General features: G+C 69.4%; 22 protein-coding genes. 9 read left to right on the top strand and 13 right to left on the bottom strand.

Annotation, left to right across the window (positions count from 1 at the left end; genetic code table 11):
- Nucleotides 1–8: 8 nt before the first annotated feature.
- Complete coding sequence (dut, locus tag DXK21_RS07325) at nucleotides 9–458, top strand: dUTP diphosphatase (RefSeq protein ID WP_114817127.1); 450 nt, start codon at nucleotides 9–11, stop codon at nucleotides 456–458.
- A gap of 19 nt (nucleotides 459–477) precedes the next feature.
- Here dut and DXK21_RS07320 read toward each other — a convergent pair whose 3' ends face one another.
- Together DXK21_RS07320 and DXK21_RS07315 are read right to left on the bottom strand one after the other, a co-directional pair.
- Nucleotides 478–1623 (bottom strand): serine hydrolase domain-containing protein, encoded by a 1146-nt coding sequence (locus tag DXK21_RS07320; protein WP_114817126.1) that lies wholly within the window; start codon nucleotides 1621–1623, stop codon nucleotides 478–480.
- A 9-nt stretch (nucleotides 1624–1632) separates the two neighbouring features.
- Nucleotides 1633–2859: a TIGR03862 family flavoprotein gene (locus tag DXK21_RS07315; protein ID WP_114817125.1), complete on the bottom strand. Its 1227-nt coding sequence runs from the start codon at nucleotides 2857–2859 to the stop codon at nucleotides 1633–1635.
- Between the two features lie 48 nt (nucleotides 2860–2907).
- On the opposite strand from DXK21_RS07315, the gene greA reads away from it, so the two are divergent.
- Nucleotides 2908–3384: a transcription elongation factor GreA gene (gene greA / locus DXK21_RS07310; RefSeq protein WP_114817124.1), complete on the top strand. Its 477-nt coding sequence runs from the start codon at nucleotides 2908–2910 to the stop codon at nucleotides 3382–3384.
- Between the two features lie 6 nt (nucleotides 3385–3390).
- Here the strand turns inward: greA and DXK21_RS07305 are convergent, their stop codons facing one another.
- Nucleotides 3391–5034: a leucyl aminopeptidase gene (locus DXK21_RS07305; protein WP_114817123.1), complete on the bottom strand. Its 1644-nt coding sequence runs from the start codon at nucleotides 5032–5034 to the stop codon at nucleotides 3391–3393.
- A gap of 360 nt (nucleotides 5035–5394) precedes the next feature.
- Between DXK21_RS07305 and DXK21_RS07300 the strand changes: the two genes are divergently transcribed.
- Nucleotides 5395–6336 carry a LysR substrate-binding domain-containing protein gene (locus DXK21_RS07300; RefSeq protein WP_114817122.1) on the top strand — a complete coding sequence of 314 codons (942 nt, stop codon included), beginning with the start codon at nucleotides 5395–5397 and terminating at the stop codon, nucleotides 6334–6336.
- A gap of 234 nt (nucleotides 6337–6570) precedes the next feature.
- On the opposite strand, the gene groL is transcribed toward DXK21_RS07300, so the two are convergent.
- Entirely contained in the window at nucleotides 6571–8214 is a 1644-nt protein-coding gene (groL, locus tag DXK21_RS07295; RefSeq protein ID WP_114817121.1) for a chaperonin GroEL, read from the bottom strand.
- Nucleotides 8215–8269: 55 nt separating this feature from the next.
- Nucleotides 8270–8557 carry a co-chaperone GroES gene (gene groES / locus DXK21_RS07290; RefSeq protein WP_114817120.1) on the bottom strand — a complete coding sequence of 96 codons (288 nt, stop codon included), beginning with the start codon at nucleotides 8555–8557 and terminating at the stop codon, nucleotides 8270–8272.
- 237 nt (nucleotides 8558–8794) lie between these two features.
- Between groES and DXK21_RS07285 the strand changes: the two genes are divergently transcribed.
- Entirely contained in the window at nucleotides 8795–9220 is a 426-nt protein-coding gene (locus DXK21_RS07285) for a hypothetical protein (protein ID WP_114817119.1), read from the top strand.
- 58 nt (nucleotides 9221–9278) lie between these two features.
- Here the strand turns inward: DXK21_RS07285 and DXK21_RS07280 are convergent, their stop codons facing one another.
- Together DXK21_RS07280 and pgi are read right to left on the bottom strand one after the other, a co-directional pair.
- Entirely contained in the window at nucleotides 9279–9674 is a 396-nt protein-coding gene (locus DXK21_RS07280; protein WP_114817118.1) for a DNA breaking-rejoining protein, read from the bottom strand.
- A gap of 65 nt (nucleotides 9675–9739) precedes the next feature.
- Nucleotides 9740–11344, bottom strand: coding sequence for a glucose-6-phosphate isomerase (gene pgi, locus DXK21_RS07275; protein WP_114817117.1), 1605 nt, complete (start codon nucleotides 11342–11344; stop codon nucleotides 9740–9742).
- Nucleotides 11345–11499: 155 nt separating this feature from the next.
- Between pgi and DXK21_RS07270 the strand changes: the two genes are divergently transcribed.
- Entirely contained in the window at nucleotides 11500–11976 is a 477-nt protein-coding gene (locus DXK21_RS07270; protein WP_114817116.1) for a hypothetical protein, read from the top strand.
- A 115-nt stretch (nucleotides 11977–12091) separates the two neighbouring features.
- On the opposite strand, the gene DXK21_RS07265 is transcribed toward DXK21_RS07270, so the two are convergent.
- The 3 genes from DXK21_RS07265 to DXK21_RS07255 form a co-directional block, all read right to left on the bottom strand.
- Nucleotides 12092–14287 (bottom strand): protein-disulfide reductase DsbD family protein, encoded by a 2196-nt coding sequence (locus DXK21_RS07265; protein WP_326969982.1) that lies wholly within the window; start codon nucleotides 14285–14287, stop codon nucleotides 12092–12094.
- A 155-nt stretch (nucleotides 14288–14442) separates the two neighbouring features.
- On the bottom strand, nucleotides 14443–14901 hold the full coding sequence (locus tag DXK21_RS07260) for an OmpA family protein (RefSeq protein ID WP_114817115.1): 459 nt from the start codon (nucleotides 14899–14901) through the stop codon (nucleotides 14443–14445).
- 125 nt (nucleotides 14902–15026) lie between these two features.
- Nucleotides 15027–15377: a YMGG-like glycine zipper-containing protein gene (locus tag DXK21_RS07255; RefSeq protein WP_114817114.1), complete on the bottom strand. Its 351-nt coding sequence runs from the start codon at nucleotides 15375–15377 to the stop codon at nucleotides 15027–15029.
- 154 nt (nucleotides 15378–15531) lie between these two features.
- Here DXK21_RS07255 and DXK21_RS07250 point away from each other — a divergent pair, with 154 nt between their 5' ends.
- Together DXK21_RS07250 and DXK21_RS07245 are read left to right on the top strand one after the other, a co-directional pair.
- Nucleotides 15532–16464: a diacylglycerol/lipid kinase family protein gene (locus DXK21_RS07250; protein WP_114817113.1), complete on the top strand. Its 933-nt coding sequence runs from the start codon at nucleotides 15532–15534 to the stop codon at nucleotides 16462–16464.
- On the top strand, nucleotides 16464–17315 hold the full coding sequence (locus tag DXK21_RS07245) for a metallophosphoesterase family protein (protein WP_114817112.1): 852 nt from the start codon (nucleotides 16464–16466) through the stop codon (nucleotides 17313–17315). The genes DXK21_RS07250 and DXK21_RS07245 overlap by 1 nt, the downstream gene beginning before the upstream one ends.
- Nucleotides 17316–17380: 65 nt before the next feature.
- Here DXK21_RS07245 and DXK21_RS07240 read toward each other — a convergent pair whose 3' ends face one another.
- From DXK21_RS07240 to DXK21_RS07230, 3 genes are all read right to left on the bottom strand, one after another.
- Complete coding sequence (locus tag DXK21_RS07240; RefSeq protein ID WP_105562042.1) at nucleotides 17381–17557, bottom strand: DUF1328 domain-containing protein; 177 nt, start codon at nucleotides 17555–17557, stop codon at nucleotides 17381–17383.
- Between the two features lie 107 nt (nucleotides 17558–17664).
- Entirely contained in the window at nucleotides 17665–18057 is a 393-nt protein-coding gene (locus DXK21_RS07235) for a hypothetical protein (RefSeq protein WP_114817111.1), read from the bottom strand.
- Nucleotides 18057–18401, bottom strand: a complete 345-nt coding sequence (locus DXK21_RS07230) for an ElaB/YgaM/YqjD family protein (protein WP_114817110.1) — start codon at nucleotides 18399–18401, stop codon at nucleotides 18057–18059. Before DXK21_RS07230 ends, DXK21_RS07235 begins: the two co-directional genes overlap by 1 nt.
- Before the next feature lie 158 nt (nucleotides 18402–18559).
- Here DXK21_RS07230 and DXK21_RS07225 point away from each other — a divergent pair, with 158 nt between their 5' ends.
- Nucleotides 18560–19216 carry a fumarylacetoacetate hydrolase family protein gene (locus tag DXK21_RS07225; protein WP_114817109.1) on the top strand — a complete coding sequence of 219 codons (657 nt, stop codon included), beginning with the start codon at nucleotides 18560–18562 and terminating at the stop codon, nucleotides 19214–19216.
- Nucleotides 19213–19845 (top strand): maleylacetoacetate isomerase, encoded by a 633-nt coding sequence (gene maiA / locus DXK21_RS07220; protein WP_114817108.1) that lies wholly within the window; start codon nucleotides 19213–19215, stop codon nucleotides 19843–19845. The genes DXK21_RS07225 and maiA overlap by 4 nt, the downstream gene beginning before the upstream one ends.
- The last annotated feature ends 27 nt before the right edge of the window (nucleotides 19846–19872 follow it).

The following is a 19872-nucleotide window of genomic DNA, read 5'->3' as shown; positions in this document are numbered from 1 at the left end:
ACTTCCCCATGACCACTGTCCGCGTCGAACGCCTGCCCCACGCCGAGGGCCTGGCCCTGCCCGCCTATGAGACGACGGGATCGGCGGGCATGGACCTGCGCGCCGCCGTGGCCGAGTTCGAGCCGGTCGTGCTGGCCCCCGGAGAGCGCAAGCTGATCCCCACCGGGCTGAAGATCGCGCTGGAGCCCGGCTATGAGGCCCAGGTGCGGCCCCGCTCGGGTCTGGCGCTGAAGCACGGCGTCACCTGCCTGAATTCGCCCGGCACCATCGACAGCGACTATCGCGGCGAGGTTGGAGTCATCCTGATCAACCACGGCCAGGTCGCCTTCGAGATCCGGCGCGGCGAGCGCATCGCCCAGATGGTCATTGCGCCCTATGCCCAGGCGGTGATGGCCGAGGTCGAGGCGCTGGATGAAACCGCGCGCGGCGCCGGCGGCTTCGGCTCGACCGGGCGCTGACGATGAGCGCAGCTCTCGGCTAGAGGCTTGAGTAGAGGCCCTCGACCAGGCGCAGGGCGCGCGGATCGCCGATCAGGTGCGGCGACTGACGGGTCATGACATAGGCCACCGAGACGCGCGCTTCGGGATCGGCGAAGGCCATCGACCCGCCCCAGCCGCAATGGCCGACCGCCTGAGGATTCGGGCCGAAGACGTTCAGTCCCTGGTTGCGGGTGAAGCCCGCCGCCCAGCTCATGACATAGGGCAGGACCTTGTCCTGGCCGTGGATGCGCTCACGGGTCGCTTCGGCCAGGGTCTCCTGCGACAGCATCACCCGACCGTCCAGGGCGCCGCCCGTAGCGATGATGGACATCATTCGCGCCAGGTCCTTCGCCGTGCCGTGCAGGTTGGCCGAAGGGATCTCAGCCATCCGCCATTCGGTCGAGCCGCGCCCGCCCGGCGCTGAGCCTCGGTCGAGGAAGGCGGCCTTCTTGATCGCGTCGATGGGGCCGAGGTCGGGGGCGGCGGCGGGTTTGCGCAGCTGGGCCACGCGACCGTGCTCAGCCTCGGGGAGGCCGATCCACAGGTCCAGATCGAAGGGGGCGGCGAAATCCTCGCGCAAGGCCGCGCCCATGCTGCGCCCGTCGACGATGCGGAACAGCTCGCCCGCCAGATAGCCGATGGTGATCGGGTGGTATCCTGACGCGGCGCCCGGCGCCCACAGCGGCGCCTGGGCCGCCAGACGGTCCAGAACGGCCTGACGGTCGAACCAGATGGCCGGCTCGACCCCGTCGGAAAAGCCCGGCAGGCCCGACTGATGGCTCATCAACTGGCCGACGGTCAGGGCCGCCTTGCCCGCCGCGCCGAAGGCCGGCCAGTGGTCAGCCACCCGGTCTTCATAGGACAGCAGACCCCGGTCGACGCAGCGCGCGATCATCAGGGCCATCACCGCCTTGCCGGTCGAGAAGACCGGAACCAGCGTATCCTCGGCGAAGGGCTGCTTCCCCGCCAGATCGGCGGACCCGGCCCACAGGTCCAGCGCGAGCTCGCCGTCGATGACCACGGAGAAGCGCGCGGCCAGTTCGTTCAGCCCCTCGGGCGCATCGACGAAGTTGGCGGCGAAGGCGTCCTTCACCGCGTTGAAGCGGGACGGGCAGAGGCCGTGGATTTCAGGCAGGTCGGTCATGGGCGAGGTCTAGCGCGTCTGGAGCCAGTCCGTCACGCCCTGCGCCGCGACGACGCCTGACGCGAAGGCGGCCTGGAGCAGGTAGCCGCCGGTCGGGGCCTCCCAGTCCAGCATCTCGCCGGCGACGAAGACGCCGGGCCTGGCCTTGAGCATCAGGCGTTCGTCCACGGCGTCCAGCGTGACACCGCCGGCGGAGGAGATGGCGCGGGATAGGCCCTGAACCCCGGTCAGGGTCAGGGTCACGCCCTTGATGCGCGCCGCCAGCGGGCCGGGTTCGGTCGGCAGGGGTTCGCCCTCGCGTAGCAGGGCGATGGCGGCGGGGTCGAGGTGGACGATCTTGCGCAGCCAGTTGGACAGGCTCTCCTTGCCGCGCGGCTTCAGCAGTTTCTGGGTCAGGGCAGGGCGGCTGAGGTCGGGTCGCAGGTCCAGGGTCAGCTCGGCGGAACCGTCGCGCTCAATGGCGTCGCGCAAGCCCGCCGACAGGGCGTAGACGCCGCCGCCCTCGACGCCATAGGCGGCGATCATGGCCTCGCCGCGCACCGTGCGTCCGGCATGGGTCAGGGCGATTCCCTTGATCGGCTGGCCGGCGAAGCGGTCGCGCAACAGGGGCGACCAGGCCACGTCGAAGCCGACGTTGGAGGGGCGGAAGGGGGCGACGGCGACGCCCGCTTCCTCCAGCCAGGGCGTCCAGGCCGCGTCTGAGCCCAGCCTGGCCCAGCTGGCCCCGCCCAGGGCCAGCACGACGGCGTCGGGGCGCTCGGTCCGTTCGCCGTCCGGCGTGTCGAAGCTGAGGGCGCCGTCCTTCCAGCCGGTCCAGCGTGAGCGGGTGCGGATCTCGACGCCCAGGCTCTCCAGTCGGACCAGCCAGGCCCGCAGCAGGGGCGAGGCCTTCATCGCCCGGGGGAAGACGCGGCCCGAGGAGCCGACGAAGGTCTCCTGGCCCAGGCCCTCGGCCCAGGCGGTCAGGTCGGCGGACGAGAAGGACTTCAGCCATTCGGCGACCCGCTCACGGGCCGGTGCGTCGTAGCGGTCGAGGAAGGGCGCCGGCGGCTCCGAATGGGTCAGGTTCAGTCCGCCGCGACCGGCCATCAGGAACTTGCGGCCGACGGAGGGCATCCGCTCATGCACGGTGACGCGCAGGCCCGTCGAGGCCAGGCGTTCGGCGGCCATCAACCCGGCGGGGCCGGCGCCGATCACGGTGACGGTGGAAGGGGCGGAGGAAGAAGCGTCGGTCATCGGCTCTTCTAGACCGGAACGTCCGCGAACGGCATACGCTGTGTCATCATGAGCGTCGCCTTCACCCGAGAAGAAGATCTGGAAGCCACGGCCGCCGACCTGGTGGACCGCCCGATCTCGCCCCATCCGAACCACGTCACGCCCGAGGGGATGGCGATGATCGAGGCTGAGCTGGCCTCGGCGCGGGCGGCCTATTCGGCGGCCCAGGCCAAGGGTTCTATCGAGGCGGATCGCACGGCCATGGCGCGGGCCACGCGCGACCTGCGCTACTGGTCGGCGCGGCGGGCCTCGGCCCAGCTGCTGGAGACCAAGCCGGACGGTCGGGTACGCTTCGGCGGCTCCGTCACCATCGAGCGTGAGGACGGGCGCACCCAGACCTGGCGCATCGTCGGCGAGGACGAGGCCGATCCCGCGAAAGGCTCAGTCAGCCACGTCTCGCCCCTGGCCCGCGCCCTGATGGGCAGGCGGGTCGGCGACGAGGCGACCGTGGCCGGCCAGTCGGTCGAGATCGTCGCCGTCGATTAGCGGGGCTTAGAAGCCGCCGGTCCCCTTTTCTTTCGCCACCGGCTGGAAGTCGCGCACAAAGCGTTCCAGCAGTCGGACGCTGAAGCCCGCAGAGCCGGCCGGCTTGACGTCGCTGGCGGCGCCGTAGGCCATGTTGGCGATGTCCAGATGGGCCCAGGGCGTCTCGGGCCGGGCGAAATAGCCGATGAAGTGGGCGCCGGTGCCTGCGCCCGCGCCGCCCTCGCCCGAGTTCTTGATGTCGGCGATGGGGCTGCTGGTCGCGGCGACGTAGGAGGGGTGCAGCGGCAGACGCCACAGACGCTCGCCGGTCGCGTCGCCCGCCGCCTTCAACTGCTCGGCCAGGGCGTCGTGGCGGCTGAACAGGCCGGCGTAGTCGTTGCCCAGGGCGCCGCCGACCGAGCCGGTCAGGGTGGCGACATCGACGATGGCGGCGGGGTCCAGGCGGGTGTCGGCCCAGACCACGGCGTCGGCCAGGACCAGACGCCCCTCGGCGTCGGTGGAGATGACCTCGATGGTCTTGCCGTTCATGGCGGTCAGGACGTCGCCGGGACGGATGGCGTTGGCGTCGGGCATGTTCTCGGCCAGGGCCGCGACGGCGGCCACATCGACCGGGGCGCCGGCCTTGGCCAGGGCCAGGACGGCGCCGACGACGCTGGCGGCGCCCGACATGTCCATCTTCATATTGCCCATATTGGCGCCCGGCTTGATCGAGATGCCCCCGGAATCGAAGGTAATGCCCTTGCCCAGCAGGGCGACCGGGCCGGCGTCGGGCGCGCCCTGGCCGCGATAGCGCACCACCAGCAGGCGCGGCGGGCGCGCTGAGCCCTGGCCGACGCCCAGCAGGGAGCCCATGCCGAGGCGCTGCATGGCGGGCACGTCCAGCACCTCGATCTCCACGCCGGGCACGCCGGCGAAGGCGGCGCGGGCGCGCTCCACGAAGCTCTCGGGATAGACGACGTTGGCGGGTTCGTTGGAGACGTCGCGGGTCCAGGCCATGGCCTCGACCAGGGCCGCGCCGCGCCGCCAGGCGGCCTGAGCGGCCGAGGCGTCGTCGGCGACGAGGGTGATCCCGCCGGGCGCGGCGGCGTCGCGGCCCGTGGTGCGGTGCAGGTCCGAGCGGTACTGGCCAAGGCCGAGGCCGGTCGCCAGTTCGGCGGCGCTGTCGACGGACAGGCCGCTGGTCAGGACGGTCATCGCGCCCGGCTGAGCGATCAGGGCGCGACCGGCGACGGTTCCGGCGGCCTGGACGTCGGCGGGCTTGGCGTCCGCGGGAAGGCCGACGACCAGGATGCGGTCCCAGCCGCCGACGCCGTGCAGGCTAAGGGTCTGGCGGGCCTTGTAGTCAAACCGGGCGGCGGTCAGGGCGGCGGCGATCGCCTCGCGCACGGCGGGCGCCAGGGCGGCGCCGCGCGTGGCCAGATCAGCCTCAGCGCCCAGCGGCAGGACCAGGGCGCCCGAGGCCTGGCCCGGCGTGGCGGCGAAGGTCACGGCGCGCTGCAAGGCGGGGGCGGCGCGGGGCGTCAGCGAAGCCGGGGCTTCGGCAGCAGCTGCACGACGAGATTGCGCCTCGGCGGGCATGGCGACCGTCAGGGTGACGGCGGCCAAAGCAGCGGCGGCGGCGAAGGTCGGGAAATTCTTGGTGCGGCGCATCGGTCGGAGCCCCCTCGGTGTCGATGAAGCGGCTCTTATGGCCAACGTCGCCGGAGCGGCGCAAACCGTTCCGACGACGGAGGGGCCGACCGCGACGCCTTGTCGCGGCGGCGGGGTCAGCGGGTCAGCAAGCGACGCGGCGTGGGCGCAGCCTCGGCGCGGGCGCTGCGACGGGCTTGGTCGCTGCGGGCGTACAAGCTTTGCGGGCGTCCAGCAGGGCGCCGATCCAACCCCACGCGGGTTCCTTATGGGTGCTGTAAATGTAGTCCATCGGTCGTCCTCCTTTCTTGAAGCCGGAATATGTAGTTGACGCGGGGCGTTCACAAACGAGACGATGGGGCCCATGCATAAGGCTTGCTTATGGTTGACGTTCTTTCTCGCATTCCCGTCGACGCCCTGAGGGTGTTCGAGACCGCCGCGCGGCTGCTCAGCTTCACCCGCGCCGCCGAGGCCCTGGGCATGAGCCAGGCGGCGGTCAGCTGGCGCATCCGCGACCTGGAGCAGAGGCTGGACCGGGCCCTGTTCGTGCGCGGCGTGCGGCAGGTGTCGCTGACGCCGGAAGGCGAGCGGCTGGCCACGGCCTCGATCGAGGCCATGACCCTGTTGCGGCGCGCCGTGGCCGACGTGGTCGAGGCCGATCAGGGCGTGCTGGCCATCACCACGCTTCAGACCCTGGCGACCCAGTGGCTGGCGACGCGGCTGGGGTCGTTCCAGCTCGACAACCCCGATCTGGCGGTGCGGGTGGACACCAGTCCGACCCTGTCGATGCTGGGCGCCGACGGGCTGGACGTGGCCCTTCGGTTCGGCTCGGGTCAGTGGGCGGGGCTGGAGAGCCGTTTCCTGATGCCTGCCGTCTTCACCCCCCTGTGCAGCCCGGCCATGCGCGACCGGCTGGACCTGAAGGCCCCCGCCGACCTGAAGCGCGCCCATCTGGTCGGCGAGCCGCGCGAATGGGCCGCCTGGTTCGCCGCCGCCCAGGTCTCGCCCGCCGATGCCGCCCCGCCGCCGCGTCTGACCGCCGACAACCAGGCCATGGAGGTGGCGGCGGCCCTGGGCGATCAGGGCGTGGCCCTGGGCTCGCCCATTCTCTATGCGCGCGAGATCGAACGGGGGCTGCTGGTCCGCCCCTTCGATCAGACCGTCGCCTTGGCCGAGGGCTACTGGATCTGCTACCCGCCCGCCCGGCGCCTGACCCCCAAGATCGCCCGCTTCCGCGACTGGCTGCTCGACACGGCGCGGGCCGACCCGGCGGTGGTCGAGGGCGCGAGGCTGGCTGGACGGGAAGTGGGGGAGACGGGGTAGGTCCTTCTCCCTCCCCTTCATGGGGAGGGTGGTCGGAGCGAAGCGTAGACCGGGTGGGGAGGGCGAGGCGATACAAAGCGCAACGTCTGATTTGCTCTGCCGCCCCCACCCGGCTTCGGCCTGACGGCCTCAGCCACCCTCCCCATGAAGGGGAGGGAGAGGCGCCGCGCATAGAAAAAGGGCGGGACCTTTCGGTCCCGCCCTTCCTTGGTTCTAGCCTGGGTGGGCTTGGACTTAGAAGTCCATGCCGCCCATGCCGCCCATGCCGCCCATGTCGGGGGCGCCGGCGCCGCCCTTCTTGGGAGCGTCAGCGATGGCGGCTTCGGTCGTGATCATGATGCCGGCGACCGAGGCGGCCGACTTCAGAGCCGAACGGACGACCTTGGCCGGATCGATCACGCCCATCTGGACGAGGTCGCCGTACTCTTCGGTCTGGGCGTTGAAGCCGAACGAAGCGTCGCTCGAGTCCATGACCTTGCCGACCACGATCGAGCCTTCGACGCCCGAGTTTTCCGAGATCTGACGGATCGGAGCCTGCAGGGCGCGACGGACGATGGCGATGCCGGCGTTCTGATCGGCGTTGGCGCCCTTCAGATCGATCAGCTTCTTGGAGGCTTGCAGCAGGGCCACGCCGCCGCCCGGGACGATGCCTTCATCGGCAGCGGCGCGGGTCGCGTTCAGGGCGTCGTCGACGCGGTCCTTCTTTTCCTTCACTTCGACTTCGGTCGAGCCGCCGACGCGCAGGACGGCGACGCCGCCGGCCAGCTTGGCCAGACGCTCTTGCAGTTTTTCCTTGTCGTAGTCCGAGGTGGTGTCCTCGATCTGACGCTTGATCTGCGAGACGCGGGCTTCGATGCCCTCTTTCTCGCCGGCGCCTTCGACGAGGGTGGTGTCGTCCTTGGTGATCGTGACCTTCTTGGCCTTGCCGAGCATGTCGAGCGTGACAGTCTCAAGCTTGATGCCGAGGTCTTCCGAGATGACCTGGCCGCCCGTCAGGATGGCGATGTCTTCCAGCATGGCTTTGCGGCGGTCGCCGAAGCCCGGAGCCTTGACGGCGGCGACGCGCAGGCCGCCGCGCAGCTTGTTGACCACCAGGGTGGCCAGGGCTTCGCCTTCGATGTCCTCGGCAATGATCAGCAGGGGACGGCCCGACTGAACCACGGCTTCCAGCACCGGCAGCATGGGCTGCAGCGAGGTCAGCTTCTTCTCATGGAGCAGGATGAGGGGCTCTTCGAGGGCGACCTCCATCTTGTCCGCGTTGGTGATGAAGTAGGGCGACAGGTAGCCGCGGTCGAACTGCATGCCTTCGACGATGTCGACGGTGGTTTCAGCCGTCTTGGCTTCTTCGACCGTGATGACGCCTTCATTGCCGACCTTGGCCATGGCAAGGGCGATCAGCTCGCCGATTTCAGCGTCGCCGTTGGCCGAGATGGTGCCGACCTGGGCGATTTCCGAGTTGTTCGAGACCGGCTTGGAGATGGCCTTGACCTCGTCCAGGGCCACAGCGACGGCCTGGTCGATGCCGCGCTTCAGGTCCATCGGGTTCATGCCGGCGGCGACGGCCTTGAGGCCCTCTTGCACGATGGCTTGGGCCAGGACGGTGGCGGTGGTGGTGCCGTCGCCCGCGTTGTCGTTCGCCTTGGAGGCGACTTCGCGGATCATCTGGGCGCCCATGTTCTCGAAGGCGTCTTCCAGCTCGATCTCTTTGGCGACGGTGACGCCGTCCTTGGTCGAGCGCGGGGCGCCGAAGGACTTCTGGATCACGACGTTGCGGCCCTTGGGACCGAGCGTCACCTTGACGGCGTCAGCCAGGATGTTGACGCCGCGCAGCATCTTGTCGCGAGCGTCGGTGTTGAATTTTACGATTTTAGCGGCCATGGGGCAGCTCCTATCTAACTGGTTTTAAAAGAGAGTCCGGAAACCGGGGCGCGTCTTACGACAGCACGCCCAGGACGTCGGATTCCTTCATGATGATCAGGTCGTCGCCGTCGATCTTCACTTCCGTGCCCGACCACTTGCCGAACAGGATGCGGTCGCCGGCCTTCAGCTCCAGAGCGACGTGCTTGCCGTCTTCGTCACGGACGCCGGGGCCCACGGCGACGACTTCGCCTTCCTGGGGCTTTTCCTTGGCCGTGTCGGGGATGATGATCCCGCCCTTGGTCTTGGATTCTTCTTCAACGCGCTTGACCAGCACGCGGTCGCCGAGAGGACGAAACGCCATCTGATGATCTCCCAATAGGTGTCGATTAAGCCCCGGAACCTGCGGCTTTTGGCAGCCGCCATCCCCGAGTGCTAACGCGACAGGAGTTAGGGTGGGGCCCCGTCACCGTCAAGGGGCGTGACCGTGTGAATCCGCTCGCCAGATGACTTGAAAATGAACAAGCCCCCTTGGGGTCGTTCAGCAGGCGCCACCTAAAAAGAGGACAACGGATCAATCGGCTTTCGAAAGGAGCCCGCCATGAAAACCATTTCCAAGATCGGCGTCGGCGCTGTGGCCCTGACGATGTTGGCCGCCTCGCCCGTCGCGGCGCAGAATTATCGGGATCGGGATCGCGACAACACCGGGCGTGACGCGGTGCTCGGCGCCGTCGTCGGCGGCGTGGCGGGCGCCCTGATCGGCAACGGCGACGGACGCTATGTCGCCGGCGGCGCTCTGGCGGGCGCAGCTCTGGGCGCGGTGTCTTCGGACAGCGATCGCGACGGCTGCAGCTACTACCGCGGCGGCCGCTGCTATCGGAACCAGGGCCACTGGGAACGCGAACACGGCATCAACAGCCGCGACGGCTACTACAACAACGGACGCTATCAGGGCCGCGATCGCTATGACCGCCGCCATGACCGTCATGAGAACCGCCGCGACTATCGCTACGACCGCCGCTGGTAGGGTCAGGCGTCAGATCACGAAAGGCCCGGCGGCGACGCCGGGCCTTTTCTGTATCAGGTCAGCGAACGCCGACGGTCAGGCTGTAGTTGGCGTGTTCGTCGCGGCGGGCGGCGTTGCGCATCAGATAGACGCGCACGACGTAGTCGCCGTTCGCCGGCAACTGGCCGCTGAATTGACTGCCTGAAGTCGAGCCGATGAACAGGGCCTCGTCCGCGCCCTGTTTGGTGACATTGAAATAGGCCGAGGCGTTGGTGGGCTGCAGCCGAACGTTCAGCGTCTGGCCGCGGCGGGCGCCCAGGACATAGTCGACCGTGTCGTAGCCGTGCAGGGTGGCCGAGGACGCACCGCGCGCGAACTGCACCCGCTCGGTGCGGCTGTGATCCTGAGCGCCGGCGGGCAGGGCCAGAACGGCGGTCATGGCGGCGGCGACGGCGAAGGCGGCGGGTTTGAGCATAGAGGCTCTCCTGGTTGAGGCCGTGGAACGGCGACGCTGGCGTCGGGTTCCGCTGCGAATGGCGATCAAGCGAGCAGCCGGGTCAGCAGGGCCGCCGTCGAGGGATCCAGGTCGGGGGAGGGGGCGCCTGCGGCCACGTCCTTGAGCACCGCCTTGGCCAGGACCTTGCCCAGTTCGACGCCCCACTGGTCGAAGCTGTTGATGTCCCAGATCACGCCCTCGACGAAGGTCTTGTGCTCATAGAGGGCGATCAGGGCGCCCAGGGTCTGGGGCGTCAGCCGGTCCATCAGGATGGCGGTCGAGGGGCGGTTGCCGGGGAAGGTCTTGTGCGGGGCCAGGCGGTCGGCCTCGGCCTCCGACGCGCCTGAGGCGATCAGTTCGGCATGGGCCTGGGCCTCGGTCTTGCCCTGCATCAGGGCCTGACCCTGGGCCAGGGCGTTGGACCAGAGGGGGCTTTCCGAGGTCTGTCCGTCCGTGGAGGCGACGATGACGAACTCGGCCGGGACCACCTGCGGTCCCTGATGGATCTGCTGGAAGAAGGCATGCTGGCCGTTGGTGCCGGGTTCGCCGAAGACGACGGGGCAGGTCGGACGACCGACGGGCGCGCCGTCGCGGCGCACCCGCTTGCCGTTCGACTCCATCTCCAGCTGCTGCAGGAAGGCAGGCAGGCGGCGCAGGCCGTGGGCGTAGGGAGCGACAGTGCGGGCGGGGCGGCGAAGGCCGTCGACATTGTAGATCTGGGCCAGGGCCAGCAGGACGGGGGCGTTGGCCTCCAGCGGAGCCTCAAGGAAGTGCCGGTCCAGTTCGGCGGCGCCGTCGAGGAAGGCCTGGAAGACGTCCCAGCCCAGGCCGATGACGCAGGACAGGCTGACCGCCGACCACAGGGAGTAGCGGCCGCCGACCCAGTCGCTGAAGCCGAACACACGACCGCAGCCGAAGGCGGCTGCGCGCTCCGGCGCGGCGGTGACGCCGATGAAGTGGCGATCCATGCCCTCAGCAGGCAGGGCGGCGGCCAGCCAGGCCTTGGCGACCTCGGCGTTGGCCAGGGTCTCCTGGGTGGTGAAGGTCTTGGAGACGACGACGACCAGGGTGGTTTCCGGGTCCAGCCCGATCAGGGCCTCGGCCATGTCGCGCGGATCGACATTGGCGACGAAGCGGACGTCGATGGCCGGGTCGAGCGGGCGCAGGGCGTCCCAGATGAGGCGCGGGCCCAGGTCTGATCCGCCGATCCCGATATGAACCACGGCCTTGAACGCGCGGCCGGTCGCGCCCGTCTCGATGCTGGACCGGACGGCGTGGGCGTAGTCGCGCATCTGATCACGTACGGCCTCCACCTCGGCCGAGACGGCGTCGCCCAAGGCGTGGAAATCGGCCCCCGCGGGGGCGCGAAGGGCGGGGTGGAGGACGGCGCGGCCCTCGGTGGAATTGATCGCCTCGCCGCCGAACAGGGCGGCGCGACGGCCTTCGATGTCAGCGGCGCGGGCCAGGGCCAGGGCGACGTCGAAGCCGGCGCGGGTCCAGCTCTGCTTGGACAGGTCCAGATGCAGGCCGGCGGCGTCCACCGTCATGCGCGATAGGCGGTCGGGATCGGCGGCGAACTGGTCGAGGATGCAGGCGTCGGCGTCGCGGCGGGCGACGGCTTCCAGTTCGGTCCAGGCGGCGTGCGGCATCAGCGTCTCCCCGTTCCGACCGTCCCGAACAGGGCTGGTACGGCGCTTGCAAGCCCCTGTTTACGGCTCAGGCCGAGAAGAGTTCAATCAATGACCGGGTCAACATGGGTTTCCACGCGGGATTCCTGACCCGGCCCCCAGTGAAGGGATGCCCCATGTCCTGCGGAATTATCCTCGCCGCCGTGCTGATGCTCAGCGATCCGTCCGTGGCCGAAGCCGCAGCCGTGGCGCCGGTCGCCGCCGACGCCCCCGTCTCGGTGGCGCACGAGCCCTTGTTCGCCGACCTGGTGACGCGCTCCGGCTCGCTGAAAGTCATCGTCGACGGCTGGATCGCCTCGGGCGAGGCCGAGGCCGAGGGCTTCCTGACCGGCGCCGCCTTCACGGGCTTCAAGGCCCAGGCGGCGGACCTGGCCGCGCGCGATCTTCAGGGCCACCTGGTGCTGAAGGAACGCGGCACGGATAACGACCTGAAATGCATCCTGCGCGGCATCTCGGAAGACATGCTCAAGAAGGTCGCCGCCGTCGAAGCCGCCCCCAACGCCGCCGAGCGCAAGGTCGCGCTGGAAGAACTGGCCTATCTGCTGAACGACAACGTCGAGGTCATCACCGCGCCGCCTAAGCCGGCTGTCTGAAAGACAGCAGGCTTAGGCTTTCTTAGGGAGGCCTATCGCCCTTCGGGCTACTTGAGGCCCGCTCCCCTATCGTCAGCGGAGCGGAGAGGGGAACGCCCAAGACGCCTCGGCTGGCTCAGTCCTTCGCGGCGCCAAGGGCGTCGATGATCAGGCCTTCGGTCAGCAGTTGCGGCAGGATGCGCGGCTCAGGCTGACCGGGCGTATAGAGGAGGTAGAGCGGCACGCCCGAGCGGCCGTGGCGCTCCAGTTCCGCGGTGATGGCGTCGTCGCGGCGGGTCCAGTCGGCGACCAGATAGACGGCGTCGTGGGCCTTCAACGTCTCGGCGGTGCGGCGCGAGCTCAGGGCCGTGCTCTCGTTGATCTTGCAGGTGACGCACCAGTCGGCGGTGAAGTTGACCAGGACCGGACGGCCCTCGGCCAGGGCCGTCTGCACCGCCTCGGGCGACCAGGGTTGCGAGGCCAGGGGGCCGGAAGGTTCGGTTGAAGCGGGACCCGCGCGCGGGGCGCTGCGGGCGGCGATCCCGGCGAGGCCGAGGGCCAGAACCAGCACGCCCAGCGCGGCGAGACCCGGCAGAAGACCGCCTTGGCCAAGGATGCGCGCGGCCTCGAAGCGCCCGGCCAGCCACAGGCCCAGCGCCAGCATCAGGCCGGCGGCGAACAGAAGCGCCAGGGCGTCGCCGCCGGTCTGGCGGGCGAAGACCCAGACCAGCCACAGGGCGGCGCCGTACATGGGGAAGGCCAGAAGGTTTCGGAGGCCCTCCATCCACGGGCCGGGGCGCGGCAGGCGGGCCAGCAAGCGGGGACTGAGGCTGATCAGGACGTAGGGCAGGGCCAGGCCGAAGCCCAGCATGAGGAAGACCGCCAGGGCCATGGGCCAGGGCATCAGCAGGGCGGCGCCGAGCGCAAAGGCCATGAAGGGGGCGGTGCAGGGCGCGGCCACGACCACGGCCAGAACCCCGGTGAAGAAGGCGCCGAGCGCGCCGGGCAGACGCGACATCGGCCCCGAGCCGGCGCCTTGCAGGCCCGCGCCGATGTGGAAGACGCCCGACAGATTCAACGCCACGGCCAGCATCAGCAGGGCCAGACCGGCGACCACGCCCGGCGACTGCAGCTGGAAGCCCCAGCCCAGGGCCTGACCTCCGGCGCGCAGGGCCAGCAGCGCGCCGGCCAGGATCAGGAAGGTCGTCAGCACGCCGACCAGGAAGGCCAGGCCGTCGCGGCGCGCCTCGCCGGGATGATGCGCCGAGCGGCTGAGCGCCGCCGCCTTCATCGCCAGAATCGGGAAGACGCAGGGCATGAGGTTGAGGATCAGGCCGCCGAGCAGGGCGAACAGGGCGGCCTGAGCAAAGGCGGCCAGATCGACCGGGGCCTGGGCCGGGGTTTCGCCGCTGGTTAGGGCGCCGGCGCCGGTCGCGCCCGGCAGAGCCGGGCCGGGCGTTGCGGAGATTTCCCAGGCGCCGAGGTTGGTGGCGAGGACGCCGGCGATCGGTCCCGTCAGGCCCTCGGCGGACAGGCCGCGTCCGGCGGCGACGGACAGGGTCAGGCCGTCCGGGCCGCGCTGGCCGGTCTGGACGGCGGCGTGGTCGATGACGCCGCCTTCGAAGGGGAAGAAATAGGCCCATGTCGGCGCGGCGCCGGTCCCGATCTCGGCAAGCGGTCCGCCAGTCGCGGTCAGGGTCAACTGGCCGTCCGTGAACTGGGCGCGGGCCTCGATCCCGGCGGGACGCGGGGCCGACTGGATGACGGACTGGATGGCCGCGCCATGGCGCGGGTCCAGCGGGGCGGCGCCGTCCTGAACCTGGAGGTCCAGAGCCAGATCGAGGTCTTCGGGCACGCACATCTGGTCGCTGCAGACGAAGACGTGGGCGACGACCTTGAGCCGCAGCGTCTGGCCGGGGCGAGCGTCGGCGGGGATATCGACGGGAACAGGCAGGAAGACGGCGTCGGAATAGCCGTAGTTCATCAGGCCTTGCAGGCGTTGACGCTCGGGCAGGGGCCAGACGATCTGGCCGGCCTTGACCCCGGCAGGCAGGGTCCAGTCCAGGGTGGTGGGGCCGCCGGAATCCCCCTGGTTGCGCCAATAGGTGTGCCAGCCGGGCTGAATCTTCTGGCGTACGGCGACGATAGCGGTCGAGCCGGGGGCGGCCCAGGCGCTCATCGGGACCAGTTCAGCCTCGATCCGCTCGGTGCGTTGCGGCCCGGCGGACGGGCCGGCGGCGCCCGCCTTGAGGGCTTCGTCCAGGGCGGAGGGCGCAGCAGCGGCCGAGGCGGCGAAGGTCAGCCAGACGAGGAGGGCGGCGAGCAGGCGCAAGGGGCGGAGGACCAGGCGGTTGAGAACGGACCGAGACCTTAACCGCCGCGCGTCCTGACAGCCACCGTCCCGCGACCCCAGGCCGCATCAAGGTCTCGGCCCAGCTTGTCCCGAGGGGGAGAAAAGGGAACCGAGTTCGTCTCCGCGTTCACGGGTTAGCGCCGGGGTTGAGCCTCGATCACCACCTCGGTGCGGCGACGCAAGGGGTCGTTGACGCCATTGACCTTGGCGCCCTCGGCGCCGGCGCCGGTGACTTCGAAGGCGGGGGCGGGCAGGCCGACCACGGTCAGAGCCTCGGCCACCGAACGGGCGCGCTGTTCAGACAGGGTCTGATTGGCCGCCGCCGTGCCGCTGCGGGCGTCGGCCAGGCCCAGGACCTGAACCTTGGTGACGTCGCAGCCCTGAAGCTGGGTGGCGGTCAGGCTGATGGCCTCGCGCGCGGCGTTGGTCAGGCGGGCCTGGTCCTGATCGAAATAGACCTCGAACCGCTTGGCGCCGCAGGCGGCGGGATTGCTGACGAGATCGCTGCGCGTCTTGTAGACGCCGGGTGCGGCGCAGCCGGCCAGCAGCGTCAGGGTCAGTCCAGCGGCGACAACAGGGAGGATCGTTTTCATTATTCAGCCCTCAGAACAACGCCCAGCCCCGGGCGCAAAAACAGACGCAGCAAGAAAAAAGGGCGGCCCGCGCTAACGGACCGCCCCTTGAACCTGACCCGAAAAACCTCCGGGCGCCAGTCGCCTTAGTAGCGGCGCTGGCCGTTCTCCCAGTAACACTCGGTCTGGCGGTTATCGTAGCAGTAGTAATAACGGCCTTGGTTGTCGCGGTAACGCTGCTGGTTGTTGCGGTCCGAGTTGGAGCCGCGGATGGCGCCCGCAGCGCCGCCGGCGAGAGCGCCGATGGCGGCGCCGGTGGCGGCATTGCCGCCGCCGACGTTGTTGCCGATGATGGCGCCGGCGACCGCGCCGATGCCGGCGCCGATGGCGCCTTGGCGCACGGCCTGGTCGTTGTTGCCGCCGCCGTAGTACGGGTCACTGGCGCAGGCGGTGACCAGAAGGCCGGCGCCGGCGATGGCGATAATCGCCTTGTTCATGGATCTGTCCTTCATCCCGAGGGGGCTCCCCTGAAGTCCACAGAACGCAGGGCAAAGGCGACGGTTCCGAGGCCAAGGACCAAGCTTTGCATTATTTTGTTCGAAGAGCCCGGGTTGGACGGAACCGGGCCGTGAAACGAGGCGTTCGCCGCCCATGACCGACGCCACCGCGCCTGCCGAGCCTTCTGCAACGCCACGCCTCAGCCCTCATGTCGCAATGAAGAGGGTGACGATTCTGGTCAATCCGCTGTCCGGCGGCGTCGGGCCCCAGGCCGCCGCCGAGGCCGAAGCCATTCTGTCGACCTATCCGCTCGAGGCGACCGTCGTCACGCTGGAAGGCCCCCGGATCAAGGATCAGATCGGTGAAGCCCTGGCGTCCAAGCCGGACGTGCTGTTCGTCCTGGCCGGCGACGGCACCGCGCGGTCGGTGGCGACCCGAGCGGGCGCCAAGGGACCGCTGATCGCGCCCCTGCCGGGCGGGACCATGAACATGCTGCCCAAGGCCCTGTACGGCACAGGCGACTGGAAGCTGGCGCTCAAACGCGCGCTGGAAGAGGGCGCGCCGCAGGCCGTATCGGGCGGGGTGGTCGAGGGCGAGGCCTTCTATTGCGCGGCCATCCTGGGGGCGCCCGCACTGTGGGCGCCGGCGCGCGAGGCGATGCGCACCGGCAAGCTGAAGCTGGCGTGGCTCTATAGCCGCCGGGCGTTGAACCGCGCCTTCAGCGGCCATATCCGCTTCAGCCTGGACGGCGGGGCCAAGCGTCGGGCCGAGGCCCTGGTGTTGATCAGTCCGATGATTTCCAAGGCCATGGACGAGCCCGTGGGTCTGGAAGCCGCCGCGATGAACACCGCCGATGCGGCCCAGGCCTTCAGACTGGCGGCCCACGCCCTGTTCGACGACTGGCGTCATGATCCCAATGTGACCACACAGGCGGCGCGCTGGATCACGGTTTCCGCCCGCTCGAAAATCCCGGCGGTGATCGACGGCGAGCCCATGCTACTGGGGCGCAACGCCAGCATCGGCTTCTTGCCTCGGGCCTTCATGGCCCTGGTCCCCCTGCCCCCGGCGGCGGAAGACAGCCTCTGATGGGGCGGGTGCTCCAGTTCTCGGACGTGCATTTCGGTTGCGAGCATGTTCACGCCGTCGCCGCCGCGCTCGACTACGCCCACGCGACGCCGCACGACCTGGTGCTGATCACCGGCGACATCACCCAGCAGGGCTTTCCCGCAGAGTTCGCGGCGGCGGGCGAATGGATCCGGGCCATGCCGCAGCCGGTCTTCGTCACCGTGGGCAATCACGACGTGCCCTATTGGGACGTGATGGCGCGGCTGTTCTGGCCGTGGCGGGCCTTCGAGCGGGCGACCGGCCACCCGGCCCACGACCATGAGTTCCGCCGGGACAATCTGATGGTGCGCGGCGTGACCACGGCGCGGGGATGGCAGGCGCGGCCCAACTGGTCAAAGGGGGTCATCGACCTGGACCAGACCCGGCGCGCCGCCGAGGCCCTGCGCCATGCGCCGATCGGGGCGCTGCGCATCCTGGCCTGTCACCACCCGCTGATCGAGATGATCGGCGCGCCGATGACCGGCGAGGTCAAGCGCGGCGACAAGGCGGCGCTGATCTTCGCCGAGGCCGGGGTGGACCTGATCACCACCGGCCATGTCCATGTGCCGTTCGCGCTGGGCATCGACCTGTCGGATCGCTGTTCCTACGCCATCGGCTGCGGGACCCTGTCGCACCGTGAGCGCGGGGCGCCGCCGAGCTTCAACCGCATCGACTGGGATGCGCACGAGATCGTGGTGACGGCGGTGGCCTGGACCGGGCAGAGGTTTGAGGATCATCAGACCTGGCGTCTGCCGCGTCGTCAGGACACGCGCCGGGCCGAGACGGCGCCCGATCCCGCCACGCCAGGCGAGATGGAAGCCGCCGACACCTGAAGGCCAAGCACGAAAAAGGCCCCGGCGATAACCGGGGCCTTTTCCTGTGCAACCGAAAGGCTGCGTCAGATTCGCGGTCCGCGACCGCGCATCCCGCCGACGACCAGCGAAACCACGAACAGGATGACGGCGATGATGGCGATGAATTTCGCGATTTCGAACGACATGCCCGAGATACCGCCGAAGCCGAGAACAGCAGCGACCAAGGCGACGATAAAGAAAATGATGGCCCAGCGAAGCATGGACGACCCTCCGAAACGTTGTTGACGAGAGCAAAACCATCGACCCCTCCCGTCGATCGTTCCGCCTGACTTAACAACGCCCCGGAGGCTTGGCCGTTCCGTTCTTTTTATCGACGGCGCGGACGGCTTTTTTCAGTAAAGGCCGCCGCCACCATGGTCGCCAGGGCTGGATTGCGCAGAAAGATCCAGCCGCCGGCCAGGGCCGCGACCGTGCCGAGCACGGGGCGCTGCTGGAACAGGTGCAGGGCGCGCATGCCCAGGCCTTCCGGCTCATAGTCCTCTTCGTCCTCTTCGCCCTGCGCCCGGCGCACGAAGACCAGGGCGATGATCAGGGCGATCAGCGCGAAGAGGGCCGAGGTGATGGCCGCCGCCGCCAGAGGCACGACGACCAGAGCCAGCAGATAATAGACCGTGGCCCCCAGGGCGACCATGGCCACGAAACCCGCGCCGGCGGCGACGAAGGTCGCGACCGCGCGATTGACGAGCCCCCGCCCGAACATCAGCGGCGACGACCGGCGATGAGCAGGCCCAGCACGAAGCCGACGCCCAGAGCAATGGCGGTGGACTGCACCGGACGTTCCTGCACGCGCTCGACGACGTAGCGCTGGGCTTCTTCGAAGCGCTCGGCGGCGTCGTCGTAATATTCACGGCCGCGCACGCGGGCCTCGTCGTAGTAGCCGCGGGCCTTTTCGCGCAGTTCCTCGCCCTGCTCGCGCAGGCGGGCTTCGGCTTCGGCGGCCTTTTCCTTCAGGCGCTGCGTTTCCTCGCGCGCGCCGGTCTTCAGATCCTCCTTGAGGGTCTTCAGGTCGTTCTTGATGTCTTCCCGAGCCTTGGTGGTGGCCATGATGCGCGCTCCGCTGCGTTTGAAAGCTTGACGATTAAATAGAGAACCCCCGCCCCGAACGCCACACCGACGACCAAGGTTCCTGCAAGGCAGCACGGATCGGTCGCGGCGCACGCCGTGTTCTGGCTTCGGACAGGGCGTCGTCCTAGAACAACGTCATGACCCAATGGCTGTTCCCTCCCGCGCCGACGCCTTCCCTGCCCATCGTCGGCGAAGCGCGTCGTTTTCCCGTTCGCCGCGTCCTGTGCGTCGGCCAGAACTACGCCGCCCATGCTCGCGAAATGGGCGCCGATCCGAACAAGCCCGCGCCCTTCTTCTTTTCCAAGCCCGCCGACGCCCTGGTCGTGGACGGCGCCGATCCGGCCTATCCGTCGGCCACGGCCAACCTGCATCATGAGGTCGAACTGGTCGTCGCCGTGGGCGAGGGCGGCGCTATCGTCGGTTGGGCCGTCGGCGTCGATCTGACGCGGCGCGATCTGCAATCGGAAGCCAAGGCCAAGGGGCGACCGTGGGAGGCCGGCAAGGCGTTTGACCAGTCGGCGCCCTGCGGCGCCCTGACGCTGGGCGTCCTGCCTGACCCCGACGCCGTCATCGAACTGAAGGTCAACGGCGAGACGCGCCAATCGGGACGTCTGTCCGACATGATCTGGGACCCGGCCGGCATTCTGGCCCAGGCGAACGCGCTGTGGACCGTGCAGCCCGGCGACCTGATCTTCACCGGCACGCCCGAGGGCGTCGGGCCTCTGGTTCCCGGCGACCGGGTCGAGGCGACCATCGACGGTCTGGCCCCGCTCAGCTTCACGGTGCAGCCATGATCCTGCACGGCTACTGGCGCTCGGGCACCAGCTATCGCACCCGCATCGCCCTGAATCTGAAGGGGCTGACCTATCAGACGGCGCCGGTCGATCTGCGCACCGGGGCGCAGAAGTCCGACGCCTTTCTGGCGCTGAATCCGCAGGGCCTGGTCCCGGCGCTGGAGACCGGCGACGGTCTGGTCCTGACCCAGAGCCCGGCCATTCTGGAGTGGCTGGAGGAGGCCCATCCGACCCCCGCCCTGCTGCCGTCCAGCGCCGCTGACCGGGCCGTGGTGCGCGCCATGGCGGCCCTGATCGGCTGCGACATTCATCCGCTGAACAATCTGCGGGTGCTGAAGGCGGTGCGCGATCTCGGCGCCGATCAGGCGGGGGTGGACGCCTGGGCCGGGCGCTGGATTACGGACGGCTTTGCGGCGCTGGAGGCCCTGGTCGTGCGTCACGGCGAGGGCTGGTGCTTCGGCGGCGCCCCGACCTTCGCGGAATGCTACCTGATCCCGCAAATTTATTCGGCGCGGCGGTTCAACGTCGATCTGACCGCATTTCCGCGTCTGATGGAGATCGAGATGCGGGCGGACCTGCATCCGGCCTTCATCGCGGCGCATCCTGATAATCAGCCGGATGCGGATTAAGCCTGTTCGTTCACCAACGGCATTGAT

Origin of the sequence: Brevundimonas bullata (assembly GCF_003350205.1) — a bacterium.
In the GTDB taxonomy this organism is placed as follows: Bacteria; Pseudomonadota; Alphaproteobacteria; order Caulobacterales; family Caulobacteraceae; genus Brevundimonas; species Brevundimonas bullata.
This window is presented reverse-complemented; position numbering and strand designations above follow the sequence as displayed.

What these genes read in the sequence shown, in the direction of transcription:
- dut (WP_114817127.1), top strand. Translation starts at nt 9, where the DNA reads ATGACCACTGTCCGCGTCGAACGCCTGCCCCACGCCGAGGGCCTGGCC.
- DXK21_RS07320 (WP_114817126.1), bottom strand. Translation starts at nt 1,623, where the DNA reads ATGACCGACCTGCCTGAAATCCACGGCCTCTGCCCGTCCCGCTTCAAC.
- DXK21_RS07315 (WP_114817125.1), bottom strand. Translation starts at nt 2,859, where the DNA reads ATGACCGACGCTTCTTCCTCCGCCCCTTCCACCGTCACCGTGATCGGC.
- greA (WP_114817124.1), top strand. Translation starts at nt 2,908, where the DNA reads ATGAGCGTCGCCTTCACCCGAGAAGAAGATCTGGAAGCCACGGCCGCC.
- DXK21_RS07305 (WP_114817123.1), bottom strand. Translation starts at nt 5,034, where the DNA reads ATGCGCCGCACCAAGAATTTCCCGACCTTCGCCGCCGCCGCTGCTTTG.
- DXK21_RS07300 (WP_114817122.1), top strand. Translation starts at nt 5,395, where the DNA reads ATGGTTGACGTTCTTTCTCGCATTCCCGTCGACGCCCTGAGGGTGTTC.
- groL (WP_114817121.1), bottom strand. Translation starts at nt 8,214, where the DNA reads ATGGCCGCTAAAATCGTAAAATTCAACACCGACGCTCGCGACAAGATG.
- groES (WP_114817120.1), bottom strand. Translation starts at nt 8,557, where the DNA reads ATGGCGTTTCGTCCTCTCGGCGACCGCGTGCTGGTCAAGCGCGTTGAA.
- DXK21_RS07285 (WP_114817119.1), top strand. Translation starts at nt 8,795, where the DNA reads ATGAAAACCATTTCCAAGATCGGCGTCGGCGCTGTGGCCCTGACGATG.
- DXK21_RS07280 (WP_114817118.1), bottom strand. Translation starts at nt 9,674, where the DNA reads ATGCTCAAACCCGCCGCCTTCGCCGTCGCCGCCGCCATGACCGCCGTT.
- pgi (WP_114817117.1), bottom strand. Translation starts at nt 11,344, where the DNA reads ATGCCGCACGCCGCCTGGACCGAACTGGAAGCCGTCGCCCGCCGCGAC.
- DXK21_RS07270 (WP_114817116.1), top strand. Translation starts at nt 11,500, where the DNA reads ATGTCCTGCGGAATTATCCTCGCCGCCGTGCTGATGCTCAGCGATCCG.
- DXK21_RS07260 (WP_114817115.1), bottom strand. Translation starts at nt 14,901, where the DNA reads ATGAAAACGATCCTCCCTGTTGTCGCCGCTGGACTGACCCTGACGCTG.
- DXK21_RS07255 (WP_114817114.1), bottom strand. Translation starts at nt 15,377, where the DNA reads ATGAACAAGGCGATTATCGCCATCGCCGGCGCCGGCCTTCTGGTCACC.
- DXK21_RS07250 (WP_114817113.1), top strand. Translation starts at nt 15,532, where the DNA reads ATGACCGACGCCACCGCGCCTGCCGAGCCTTCTGCAACGCCACGCCTC.
- DXK21_RS07245 (WP_114817112.1), top strand. Translation starts at nt 16,464, where the DNA reads ATGGGGCGGGTGCTCCAGTTCTCGGACGTGCATTTCGGTTGCGAGCAT.
- DXK21_RS07240 (WP_105562042.1), bottom strand. Translation starts at nt 17,557, where the DNA reads ATGCTTCGCTGGGCCATCATTTTCTTTATCGTCGCCTTGGTCGCTGCT.
- DXK21_RS07235 (WP_114817111.1), bottom strand. Translation starts at nt 18,057, where the DNA reads ATGTTCGGGCGGGGGCTCGTCAATCGCGCGGTCGCGACCTTCGTCGCC.
- DXK21_RS07230 (WP_114817110.1), bottom strand. Translation starts at nt 18,401, where the DNA reads ATGGCCACCACCAAGGCTCGGGAAGACATCAAGAACGACCTGAAGACC.
- DXK21_RS07225 (WP_114817109.1), top strand. Translation starts at nt 18,560, where the DNA reads ATGACCCAATGGCTGTTCCCTCCCGCGCCGACGCCTTCCCTGCCCATC.
- maiA (WP_114817108.1), top strand. Translation starts at nt 19,213, where the DNA reads ATGATCCTGCACGGCTACTGGCGCTCGGGCACCAGCTATCGCACCCGC.